The following is an 11,559-nucleotide window of genomic DNA, read 5'->3' on the forward strand; positions in this document are numbered from 1 at the left end:
TTTATTTATCTGCTGCGGGCATCAGCCATATAACTCATCCATAGCAGCTAGCATTCTGCTTATATTATGCTCTGTTGTATCTACGCCTACACTCGCCCGAACAGCACCACTTTCTAGTGTATCAACAGCCTTATGTGCCAGCGGGGTACAATGCATACCCGCTCTGACGGCTATTTTATACTCACGATCTAGACGGTGAGCTATATTCGCCGATTCTTCCCCATCCACTACAAACGACACAATTCCAGTTCTCGGAGCCCCTAATGTGGGTCCTAATAGTTTAATGTTTGGAATATGGGACAACCCCTCCATCAGCAGTTGAGTCAGCTTCCACTCTCTTTCGTGGATAACGGTTGTCCCTATCGATTTTACCTTTTGAACACCGGCTAGTAAACCAGCAATTCCTACCGCATTTTGCGTTCCCGCTTCATACCGATCTGGGCGAACGGAGGGTTGTTCACTATTCTCAGATTGACTGCCTGTGCCTCCATGCATTAAGGGCTCGAGATCCAATTCAGGTGATATATAGAGTCCACCAGTCCCTTGTGGTCCAAGCAATCCTTTATGCCCAGGAAAAGCTAATAAGTCAATATTCATCTTTTTTACATCAATATCAAGCGAGCCTGCACTTTGAGCAGCATCCACTAGAAATATAGCACCCTTTGCTTTAGTTAGATCTCCGATTTCACCAATGGGAAGTATACTACCTAGTAAGTTGGAGCTATGATTACAAATTACCATTTTAGTGTTTGGTCGAAACGTTTTGCCCAATTCCTTCAAATCCAATTGACCCGCCCGATCCACCTTCAGATAATCAACACTTATTCCTAGTGACTTACGTAAATATTCCAAAGGTCTCCGCACAGAATTGTGTTCAGTCATTGTGGAGATTACATGGTCCCCTGCTTTGAGCGTACCTCTAATCGCCATATTTAATGACATCGTAGTGTTTTGGGTAAACGCTATGTCTTGTGCATTAGAAACCCCAAACAACTCCGCCAGCAAACTCCGGGCTCTCACCAACACCCGTCCGCTTCCCATGGCCAGCGAATAATTTCCTCTACCAGCATTTGCTCCCGACTGCAAAGCATTCATCATCGCAGCTGCCACCTCTGGAGGTTTAGGCCAGGACGTAGCCGCATGATCCAAATATACGAAGTCTTCCATAACCCCGCTCCTCGTCTCATACTCTTTTTCATTAAGAAGAAATAACGTTGTCACCCTTTATTGATAATAACCTTATCTGTAGAAAATATAAGGATAATATTCAGCTCTACTTTATACATCCTTATATTTTGAAAAAACATACCCCTACTTATCCGATTACGGATAGCTCAGGATATGTTCTTGGCATAGATACCCATTTAGTTACCCAATAATTCCAACAGTCTTTCTAAGTCCTGCGCACTGTAGTAATTCAGTTCAATCTTCCCTTTTTCCTTACCTTGTTTTATCTTAACCGTTGTTTTAAACCGTTCACGCAATACTTCCTCTACATTATCAATATAGGGATCACGTTTAACAACTTTAATCTTTGTACCGTTCGTCGGCTTTCGATCCAGATTTTTCACCGTTTCTTCAAGCTCTCTTACGCTCCATTGCTGTTCCACGCATTGTTCAGCCAATTGTTTAATAACTTCCGGATCTTTCAAGGCAACAATAGCTCTCGCATGTCCCATAGACATTGTTCCACGTGAAACATATTCTTTTACTTCTTCCGGTAAAGTAAGCAATCTTAGGAAGTTAGCGATGTGTGATCTGGACTTCCCAACTTTCAGAGATAGCTCTTCTTGTGTGAGTGAAAATTGATCCATCAAACCTTGATAAGCAACTGCGATTTCCATGGCGTTTAAATTTTCACGTTGCAAGTTCTCAATCAGGGCGATCTCCATAACCTGTTGATCACTTAGATTTCTTACGACTGCTGGAATCGTAGGTTTACCACAATATTGCGAAGCCCGGAATCTGCGTTCCCCGGCAATGATTTCATACCCCTTCAAAACACTCCGTACAATGATCGGTTGAATCACGCCATGTTGTCTGATAGACTCAGCCAATTCCTGGATTGCTTCTTCATTGAAATCCTTGCGTGGTTGATAAGGGTTAGCTCGCAATTGAGCTAATGGGATTTCTACTACCTTATCATCTTCATTAATAGATAAAGAAGGAATCAGAGCATCCAGACCTTTCCCTAAACGTTTACTCATAAGAAATCACTTCCTTTGCCAACTCTAAATACACTTCTGCTCCCTTTGAGCGAGGATCATAAGTAATAATGGATTGTCCATGAGACGGTGCCTCACTTAAGCGGACATTCCGAGGAATGATAGTTCTGTAAACTTTTTCCTGAAAATACTTTTTAACCTCTTCGATGACTTGGATCCCTAAATTCGTACGGGCATCCAACATGGTTAATAATACTCCCTCTATTTTCAAATGCGGATTAAGATTTTTTTGCACTAGACGCACGGTGTTTAAAAGCTGACTCAACCCTTCGAGCGCATAATATTCACATTGAATCGGAATGATTACCGAATCAGCAGCTGTAAGGGAATTGATCGTCAAAATCCCAAGGGATGGAGGACAATCAATGATGATATAGTCATAATTATTTTTAACCGCATTTAAGGCTTTTTTCAATTTCAACTCTCTGGAAATCGTTGATACTAATTCGATCTCCGCCCCTGCTAATTGAATAGTCGCTGGAATGATGTGCAGTCCTTCATTTTGAGTTTCAAGTATCGTTTCTAGAGGATTTACTTCATTAATGAGAATGTCATATATACAATTCGCTACGTCCGCCTTGTTGATGCCAACGCCGCTGGTAGTGTTGCCTTGAGGATCGATATCAACTAGAAGCACTCTTTTTCCTAATGTAGCCATACCGGCACCTAGGTTCACAGAGGATGTTGTTTTACCGACACCGCCTTTTTGATTTGCTATGGCAATAATCTTGGACACTAATTTCACCTCGAATAGTTAGGAAGAATCTTCTCGTAGATCGCAAGTACAAACGGCCAAACTATGTTACTTTATATAGGCTAAAACTCTAAAATGCAGGACTGAGCAATACATCCTGGTTCAAGTCACACAAAAGGCGGCCAATCACTTTAAGGCCGCCTTCAGCTTTTGAAACAATTTATCTTTTGGGGATTTGGATTACAATCTCGTAATGGTCACCACGGTCATTTTCTGACGTTTTGATTTCCATACCTGAGCCTGACACCATATCAATAGATTGACGAATTGTATTAAGAGCTAGACGAACATCCTTGGTATAGGAGACCCGTTTTGACTTTTTAGTTTGTGAGACTTGTTTATAGAAAGCAATACGAGCTTCCGTCTGTTTAACATTTAATCCTTTTGCAATAATCTCTGCCAAAACTTTTAATTGCATTTCCACACTATCCAGTGATAAGAGCGAACGCGCATGTCTTTCGGAAATCTGACGTTCCATCAATGCTGTCTTAACCTCTTCAGGTAAGTGGAGTAAACGAATCTTATTCGCTATAGTCGACTGACTCTTGCCTAAGCGTTGTGCTAAGCTTTCTTGTGTTAATTGATGAAGATCAATTAACTTCTGATAAGCGACAGCTTCTTCTATGGAGGTCAAACCTTCACGCTGTAGATTTTCTATGAGCGCAATAGATGCAGCCTGCGAATCATTGAACTCACGGACAATAGCAGGGATCGTCTCTAAACCAAGCTTTTTAACTGCCCGCCAGCGCCGTTCACCTGCGATGATCTCATATATAGAATCTCGCATACGTACAACAATAGGCTGAATGACACCATGAGTTTTAATTGTCTGACATAACTCATCAATTTTGTCATCATCGAATATAGTCCGTGGTTGGTAAGGACTGCTAACGACCTCATGAACTGGTATTTGTTTGATTTCTTCTCCGCTGCTCCGCTCGTTAAACCCAAATAGCTTGGTAAATTGTTCTTTCATTCCGTTCATAACCACCTAATTTCGTTATAGTACGATCTTCTTGACCTTCTTCACGGAAAGCATATCGTACAGCAATCTAAAACATTCTGATATTATGGAATTACCTGTAATGAACAGGCATCATAATCTCTCCTTCTTTCGAACAAGAGTACAGAGAAGGAGTTATATACAAAATTAAAGTCTACTATGCTATTCTATCACTTTTCTCTACATAATCATATTCTCCGTAAAGACCTATTTTTCCTGCATTTTTACAGGTGCACAACCAAATCAGCTTATAAATCTAATTTTCATCTAAATTGATATTTATCGATTTTTGTTATCATCATCTTCATAAAAAAAGAGCATTCCCTTTGTTCAAAGGGAATGCTCCTAAAGGAACTTTGAGTATCGGCAATGTTTCACGTGAAACATTATTTCATCAATGGCGTTTTGGCAGGAATTCCCGCTTTTCTTGGATATTTAGCTGGTGTTGCTCCTGTCTTACGGATCATAACAATATGTCGATCCGACTCCTCCACTGGTAAGCTGAACGACTCCACTTTGCTGAGTTCAGCACGAAGCTCTTTTAAGCTGTACTTAGCTTCGCTTAATTCCTCTGAAGGATCGCTGCCCTTCATTGCAGCGAACACCCCATCTTTGCGTGTGAAGGGAAGACAAAATTCATTCAATAAAGACAGTCTTGCTACCGCACGTGCTGTAACCAAATCATAGGCATCACGATGAGTGAACTTGCGCGCGACATCCTCTGCCCGCCCATGGATCAATTGTACATCAGTTAATCCCAATGTCGTACTTACATGCTGCAGAAATGAAATTCGTTTATTGAGCGAATCAACAATCGTTAGCTTCAAATGAGGAAAACATATTTTAAGTGGAATTCCTGGAAAACCAGCTCCTGAACCGATATCTGCGAGATTGGTGATCTCGTTAATATCAAGGAAAAAAGCTAATGAAATAGAATCATAGAAATGCTTCGTATATACCTGCTCTCGCTCAGTTATACCCGTGAGATTCATTTTTTCATTCCAGGATACGAGTTCCTTATAATACAGATCAAATTGTGCTAACTGTTCTGTTGTAAGGGAAATGCCTCGTTCCTGTAATAGTTGTGTGAATTGAACTTCCGTATTATCCATAGCTTATCCTTTCGCCGCGGTTACCCGGTTGTAATGCTCAAGATATACAAGAAGAATGGAAATATCAGCAGGTGTAACTCCCGCAATCCGAGAAGCCTGCCCGATAGAGATCGGGTGAATCTTAGTCAGCTTCTGCCGCGCTTCCATCGCTAATCCATGGATTTCATTATAATTAATGTCATCTGGAATTTTTTTCTTCTCCATCTTTTGCAGGCGCTCCACATGTTGAAGTTGTTTTTCTATATATCCGGCATATTTAATTTGGATTTCTACTTGCTCTTTCATTTCTGCATCCAGCATCTCTGGTGATGGTGATACTTGATCAACAAAACTATATACAAGCTCTGGGCGCCGCATCAGAACTAGCAAATTACTGCCATCTACAATAGGTGCCGATTCATATTGCGCTAGTACTTGGTTTACATCAACAGGTTTAACCTTTGTTTCTTGCAGACGAACAATTTCACGCTCCACCCGTTCTTTCTTATCTGTGAAGTTATCGAAACGCTCCTGTGTGATCAAACCAATGTCGTAACCGATAGGTGTAAGTCTTAGATCTGCATTGTCATGGCGAAGCAACAAACGATATTCTGCACGTGAAGTAAGCAGACGGTAAGGTTCATTCGTTCCCTTAGTCACGAGATCATCAATGAGTACACCAATGTATCCCTGTGAACGATCTAGAATTACGGGTTCTTTGTCTTGCACTTTGCGTGCTGCATTAATTCCAGCCATAACCCCTTGGCCTGCTGCTTCCTCATAACCGGAAGTGCCATTGATTTGTCCAGCAGTGAACAGACCTGGAAGACGTTTAGTTTCAAGAGATGGCCATAGCTGTGTAGGAACCATTGCATCATATTCAATAGCATAGCCGTTACGCATCATCTCTACCTTTTCCATACCGGGGATGGAACGTAAGATAGCTAGCTGTACATCCTCAGGAAGACTAGTGGACAGACCTTGTACATAGTATTCCGATGTATTTTTTCCCTCTGGCTCTAAAAAGATCTGATGCTTAGATTTATCACTGAATCTTACGACCTTATCTTCTATAGAAGGGCAATAACGTGGGCCAGTTCCTTCGATAATACCTGTGAACATCGGCGCACGATGAAGGTTGTCATTAATAATCTGATGAGTAACCTCAGAGGTATACGTTAACCAACAAGGAAGCTGTTCGTTATCGGATGATTTCGTTTCGAACGAAAAGAATTTCGGTTCATCGTCCCCTGGTTGAATTTCTGTCTTAGAGAAATCGATCGTATCACGATGTACACGTGGTGGAGTACCTGTTTTAAAACGCACCAATTCAAACCCAAGCTCCCGCAAATTCTCAGAAAGCTTCACGGATGGCTGTTGATTGTTAGGTCCACTTTCATATGTTAGCTCACCCATAATCACTTTACCGCGCAGGTAAGTACCTGTTGTCAGGATAACAGTCTTACTATGGTATTCGGTGCCAGTCTTCGTAACTACACCTACACAACGTCCATCCTCAACGATTAAACGCTCAACCATCCCTTGACGAAGTGTCAAATTAGGCGTTTTCTCCATAGTTTCCTTCATTGTATGTTGATAAAGGAATTTATCAGCTTGTGCACGTAAAGCATGTACTGCTGGTCCTTTACCTGTATTCAGCATACGCAGTTGAATGAATGTCTTATCTATATTGCGGCCCATTTCTCCGCCAAGCGCATCAATTTCACGCACTACATGTCCTTTGGCAGGTCCGCCTATGGACGGATTGCAGGGCATGAATGCAACCATATCCAGGTTAATTGTGATCATTAACGTACTGCAACCCATCCGGGCTGCAGCCAGTGCTGCTTCACAGCCAGCATGACCAGCGCCAATGACGATAACGTCATAGTTGCCTCCATCATAACTCATGTCCTGTTTCCCCCTTGAAATTATATTAAATCGTGAATCTTATTTTCCTAAACAAAATTGTGAGAATATTTGGTCTAACAAAGAGTCAGCTGCTGTATCTCCAATAATTTCCCCAAGCTGTTCCCATGCGAGCCGTACATCGATTTGAATCATATCAATCGGTATATACTGTTCTGCAGCATCGTATGCGTCTTGAAGTGATTTATAGGCTTTTTTGAGCAGGGCTATATGTCTCACATTACTCACATATGTCAAGTCACCCGATTCCAGCTTTCCACCAAAAAAGAGTGTCGAAATGGCATCTTCAAGTTTGTCTAGACCTTCCTCTTCCAGAACGGACATCGGTACAATGTTAGACTCCTCAAAAAACGAGAGCAACTTATCCTTATCCAGTTTGGACGGTAAGTCCATTTTATTCATGATTACTAGGCACTGTCTACCGTGTATTTGTTCCATCAATGCCAATTCATCCTCATGCAGCTCTTCATTAGCATTCAGCACAAGTAGAATCAGGTCGGCGTCACTAACTGCCGCTTTGGAGCGCTCCACCCCAATTTTCTCAACAACATCCATCGTTTCACGAATTCCCGCAGTATCGAGCAGCTTAAGCGGTATATTATTTATCGTTATAAATTCTTCTATTACATCACGTGTTGTTCCCGGAATATCTGTTACAATCGCTTTATTCTCACGAGCTAATGCGTTTAGCAATGATGATTTACCAACGTTCGGACGTCCGACAATAGCTGTCGTAATCCCTTCACGAAGTATTTTTCCTTCATTAGATGTCTTAAGCAGCTTTGTTATTCCCTCCATAACCTCACTGCTTTTGTCTTTAATAAATTCAGCTGTCATGGATTCTACATCATGTTCTGGATAATCTATATTCACTTCAATATGAGCCAGCATCTCAATAAGTGTGTGGCGTAAAGCATGAATTCGATCCGATAAGGATCCGCTAACCTGTTTTAAAGCTACAGAAAAAGCCCGGTCAGACTTAGAGCGAATCAGATCAATAACAGCCTCAGCCTGCGATAAATCGATACGTCCGCCCAAGAAAGCACGCTTGGTGAACTCCCCCGGCTCGGCTAACCTTATCTCCTGCTGCAGAAGTAAGTCCATCACTCTTCTTACAGAAATCACACCGCCATGAGCACTGATCTCTACTACATCCTCGGTCGTAAAAGAACGTGGTCCTTTCATAACGGTTACCAACACTTCTTCCATCTTCTCTCCGCTATCAGGACTGACGATATGTCCGTAATGAACGGTATGCGATTCCGCTTCAGTTAATGGAATTCGGCTGCGAAATAATGGTGCCACTTGGGAAATAGCCTGTGGGCCACTTACCCGAATAATAGCAATTCCTCCCTCGCCTAATGCCGTCGATACGGCAGCAATGGTGTCACTAAGCATGCTGTTTTTCACCCCAAAACTTATATTTTTTGAATAGAAACGTTCTTTTATTTTTAAAAAAACAATGACCCCTTACATTGGTCAAGGAGTCATTGCATCCATATAGTCTTTACTTCAAGGTTATAACGACGCGGCGATTTGGCTCTTCGCCTTTACTGAGGGTACTCACTTGCCGATGATCCTGTAACCTGGAGTGGATAATCTTGCGCTCCTGAGGAGACATTGGCTCCAATACAACCTCTTTACGAGTGCGAATTACACGTCCGGCTAAACGATCAGCCAGCTCTTCAAGCGTTTTTTTACGGCGCTCACGGAAGTTCTCTGCATCTAACACAAGCCGTATAAAACTGTCGGAATAACGGTTAGCTACAATATTAGCCAAATACTGTAGAGCATCGAGAGTTTGTCCTCTTCTGCCAATTAACAGTCCCAAATCTGGACCGGAAATTTGCAGAATCGTGGATTCCTTGGTGTGGACGATTTCCACCTCCACTTCGAGCCCCATGCTCTTAGCGACATCCACAATGAAATGAACGGCTTCTTGGTAAGCTTCCTCCACCGGTTGTCCGGAATCTTGGCGTGGCACACCGCCGATGGCCTCCTGTTTGCTCTCTCTTGCTGACTGTTGAGGCAGTGACGGAGCACTCGCCGCTGATGCCGGTGCGGCTTCGGCTATCAAGGTTAGTTCAACCTTGGCACCTTTCGCACCGATCAATCCCAGGAATCCTCTTGATGGCTGCTCAAGTACGTTGACCGTTACCCGGTCCTTTTGAACTCCAAGCTGGGTTAGTCCCCGTTCTACAGCTTCTTCAATGGTTTTCCCTGTTGCGACGACTTTGCTCATTTTGACTTTTTGGCTCCCTTCGATGACTTGTTACCGCCTTTGCTCTTCGGAGCAGGACTGGAGTCATCTGTACTTTTTACAGCACTTGCGATTGCCAATTTGTGTTTATCATTGTTGCGGTATAAGAAGTAGTTCTGAATAATAGTGTAAAGGTTACTGTACACCCAGTATAGTGGCAAGGCTGCAGGGAAGTTGTACGACATAACGAAGATCAGAACTGGATAGATCATCATCATGAACTGCATTGGCCCTTGTTGTTGCACTGGATTCATTTTGGTCATCATTCTAGTTTGAATAAATGTTGTTAATGCTGCTAGCACTGGTAAGATAAACAGATGATCCGGTTTACCTAGCTCCAGCCACAAGAAGGTGTGCTCCCGCAAATGTGGATTATAGTAGATCGAGTTGTAGAGAGCGATAAAGATAGGCATTTGAACGATCAGCGGTAAACAACCCGCCATTGGGTTAACCTTGTTTTCTTGGAACAAACGCATTGTTTCTTGCTGCACCTTTTCAGGTGTGTCTTTATATTTTTTCTGGATCTTTTGGAGTTCCGGCTGAATGGCTTGCATTGCACGCGAGCTCTTCACCTGTTTAATAGTAAGCGGAAGAATCAACGTGCGGACAATAATAACCATCACAAGTACGGCTAAACCATATTCTCCGTTAAACCAATCTGCAAACTTGTCCAAGGCAATGGCGAAATAATACACTACATTACTTTGCCAGAAGCCTCCATTCTTCAAATCCTCCGTAGTGTGCGTAACAGCAGTCGACGGAGCGCATCCCGACAGAACAGCTAACGACAACACCATTACCGTGATGAGGAGAAACCATTTTCCTCGTCTAGTCTTCATTAGAGACACTTCAAAACCCCTCTCTTAAACATTCCATTCCACCGTAAATCATACCATAATTATGAATACAAATAAACAAGCCTCTTAAGCACCCTTTATTTGCGGGAAGCCTTGAGTAGCTTGGCTTTACGAAGCACATGCAGCACACTTTTTTCGAGCTCTGCATACTCCATGGAAAGCGCTCCTTTTCTTACGATAAACACCATGTCTAAGCCACCTGCAATCTCGGGTTCATGGTGACGGACGATTTCCTTAACTAATCTTCTCATACGGTTACGGACAACCGCGTTTCCGACCTTTTTGCTAACAGACACACCTACTCTAAATCGCTCTACCTCTTTTTTGCCAAACCAATACACTACAAATTGATGATTCGCAAATGACTTCCCATGGCGGTATACACGACTGAAGTCGGCACGGTTTCGTAAACGTAACTTTTTGTGCACGGGAATCTCCTTCATAAAAATCCGGTTTAAGTGTCCCTCCGAATTTTTTCTTCTAATAGTATAGGCATTTGCAAGCAGCCATAAACGACCACATTTGCTGTGCTGAAATTAAGCTTCTATATATAGTAGGAAAAATAATTTCAACTTCTCACAAAATATTTCTCAATATACGTTAAATAGCCCCGCAAAGTGTAGCTAGCGCATTAAGCGAGATCCTAGACTTTTGCAGAGCAATAATAATAGAAAGCAGTAAAAAAAGACCACCGCAGTGGTCCCTTAGTGGCCTAACTTACGCACTCAAAACTTTTCTGCCTTTCAAGCGGCGAGCTGCCAGCACTTTACGGCCGTTTTTCGTGCTCATTCTTTTACGGAAACCGTGAACCTTACTACGTTTGCTCACATTTGGTCTAAATGTCGGTCTCATAATTGCACCTCCCTTACAGGAACTTAATTACTGTCATATAAGCAGAAACGGACTAAGCCGTCCTTATAGTAGGGACAGTATCTACAAGAATCATCATTTTTATATATCGAGACATATCCTTACAGAAAACACCTTTATATATTTAAACATATTTTATGAGCAAAAGTCAACCTAGTAACCGGCTTGTTCCTCCCCCTCAAGCTCAGGTGTTTATCCACAACTCTCCCCAGAAAAAAAGTAATCCACAAGATATGACAGTTATCCACCTGTGATCAAAAAATAAAGTCGACTGCTCACAGTTGAGCACAACCTGTGTATAAAATTATCGAACCTTTGGCGTAAAGTGTCGAACCGTAAACAAATTATCAACAATATGTAGTGGTGTTCCTAATAATTGTACACAAGTGCTTGAATTTGTGGATAAAATAGCCCTGCTCATTGAAAAATAAGGGGCGTTTTGCTATGATGGTATTACTTTTGAATGTGAATAGATTTGTTTGTTCTCTTAATTATCAACAAGCTGTGGATAAAGTTGTGAACAAATCAAATTTATCCATATTTTTTTGTCTCTTCATATTGCCTACTGGG

Annotated in this window: 11 protein-coding genes; all 11 read right to left on the reverse strand. The window is 42.1% G+C overall.

The features are described 5' to 3' along the window. Positions 1–21: 21 nt before the first annotated feature. Positions 22–1,167 (reverse strand): aminotransferase class V-fold PLP-dependent enzyme, encoded by a 1,146-nt coding sequence (locus PODO_RS29715; RefSeq protein ID WP_038573968.1) that lies wholly within the window; start codon positions 1,165–1,167, stop codon positions 22–24. A 197-nt stretch (positions 1,168–1,364) separates the two neighbouring features. Continuing rightward, positions 1,365–2,207, reverse strand: a complete 843-nt coding sequence (locus tag PODO_RS29720) for a ParB/RepB/Spo0J family partition protein (protein ID WP_036677764.1) — start codon at positions 2,205–2,207, stop codon at positions 1,365–1,367. Further along, positions 2,200–2,961, reverse strand: a complete 762-nt coding sequence (locus PODO_RS29725; RefSeq protein WP_036677762.1) for a ParA family protein — start codon at positions 2,959–2,961, stop codon at positions 2,200–2,202. Before PODO_RS29725 ends, PODO_RS29720 begins: the two co-directional genes overlap by 8 nt. Positions 2,962–3,139: 178 nt before the next feature. Then, complete coding sequence (gene noc, locus PODO_RS29730) at positions 3,140–3,955, reverse strand: nucleoid occlusion protein (RefSeq protein ID WP_036677760.1); 816 nt, start codon at positions 3,953–3,955, stop codon at positions 3,140–3,142. Between the two features lie 413 nt (positions 3,956–4,368). Continuing rightward, positions 4,369–5,094, reverse strand: coding sequence for a 16S rRNA (guanine(527)-N(7))-methyltransferase RsmG (gene rsmG / locus PODO_RS29735; RefSeq protein ID WP_038573970.1), 726 nt, complete (start codon positions 5,092–5,094; stop codon positions 4,369–4,371). Between the two features lie 3 nt (positions 5,095–5,097). Continuing rightward, entirely contained in the window at positions 5,098–6,984 is a 1,887-nt protein-coding gene (gene mnmG / locus PODO_RS29740) for a tRNA uridine-5-carboxymethylaminomethyl(34) synthesis enzyme MnmG (RefSeq protein WP_036677754.1), read from the reverse strand. A gap of 39 nt (positions 6,985–7,023) precedes the next feature. Then, the gene (mnmE, locus tag PODO_RS29745) at positions 7,024–8,400 is read right to left on the reverse strand and encodes a tRNA uridine-5-carboxymethylaminomethyl(34) synthesis GTPase MnmE (RefSeq protein ID WP_038573972.1); all 1,377 of its coding nucleotides are present in this window, start codon (positions 8,398–8,400) and stop codon (positions 7,024–7,026) included. A 109-nt stretch (positions 8,401–8,509) separates the two neighbouring features. Next, positions 8,510–9,244 (reverse strand): RNA-binding cell elongation regulator Jag/EloR, encoded by a 735-nt coding sequence (gene jag, locus PODO_RS29750; protein WP_036677749.1) that lies wholly within the window; start codon positions 9,242–9,244, stop codon positions 8,510–8,512. Further along, positions 9,241–10,110: a YidC/Oxa1 family membrane protein insertase gene (locus PODO_RS29755; RefSeq protein ID WP_036677747.1), complete on the reverse strand. Its 870-nt coding sequence runs from the start codon at positions 10,108–10,110 to the stop codon at positions 9,241–9,243. Before PODO_RS29755 ends, jag begins: the two co-directional genes overlap by 4 nt. A gap of 86 nt (positions 10,111–10,196) precedes the next feature. After that, the gene (gene rnpA, locus PODO_RS29760; protein WP_036677842.1) at positions 10,197–10,547 is read right to left on the reverse strand and encodes a ribonuclease P protein component; all 351 of its coding nucleotides are present in this window, start codon (positions 10,545–10,547) and stop codon (positions 10,197–10,199) included. A gap of 289 nt (positions 10,548–10,836) precedes the next feature. Then, positions 10,837–10,971 carry a 50S ribosomal protein L34 gene (gene rpmH, locus PODO_RS29765; protein ID WP_036677745.1) on the reverse strand — a complete coding sequence of 45 codons (135 nt, stop codon included), beginning with the start codon at positions 10,969–10,971 and terminating at the stop codon, positions 10,837–10,839. Between the last annotated feature and the right edge of the window lie 588 nt (positions 10,972–11,559).

The organism is Paenibacillus odorifer, assembly GCF_000758725.1.
Classification (GTDB): Bacteria; Bacillota; Bacilli; order Paenibacillales; family Paenibacillaceae; genus Paenibacillus_AQ; species Paenibacillus_AQ odorifer.

What these genes read in the sequence shown, in the direction of transcription:
- PODO_RS29715 (WP_038573968.1), bottom strand. Translation starts at nt 1,167, where the DNA reads ATGGAAGACTTCGTATATTTGGATCATGCGGCTACGTCCTGGCCTAAA.
- rpmH (WP_036677745.1), bottom strand. Translation starts at nt 10,971, where the DNA reads ATGAGACCGACATTTAGACCAAATGTGAGCAAACGTAGTAAGGTTCAC.
- jag (WP_036677749.1), bottom strand. Translation starts at nt 9,244, where the DNA reads ATGAGCAAAGTCGTCGCAACAGGGAAAACCATTGAAGAAGCTGTAGAA.
- mnmG (WP_036677754.1), bottom strand. Translation starts at nt 6,984, where the DNA reads ATGAGTTATGATGGAGGCAACTATGACGTTATCGTCATTGGCGCTGGT.
- mnmE (WP_038573972.1), bottom strand. Translation starts at nt 8,400, where the DNA reads ATGCTTAGTGACACCATTGCTGCCGTATCGACGGCATTAGGCGAGGGA.
- rsmG (WP_038573970.1), bottom strand. Translation starts at nt 5,094, where the DNA reads ATGGATAATACGGAAGTTCAATTCACACAACTATTACAGGAACGAGGC.
- noc (WP_036677760.1), bottom strand. Translation starts at nt 3,955, where the DNA reads ATGAAAGAACAATTTACCAAGCTATTTGGGTTTAACGAGCGGAGCAGC.
- PODO_RS29720 (WP_036677764.1), bottom strand. Translation starts at nt 2,207, where the DNA reads ATGAGTAAACGTTTAGGGAAAGGTCTGGATGCTCTGATTCCTTCTTTA.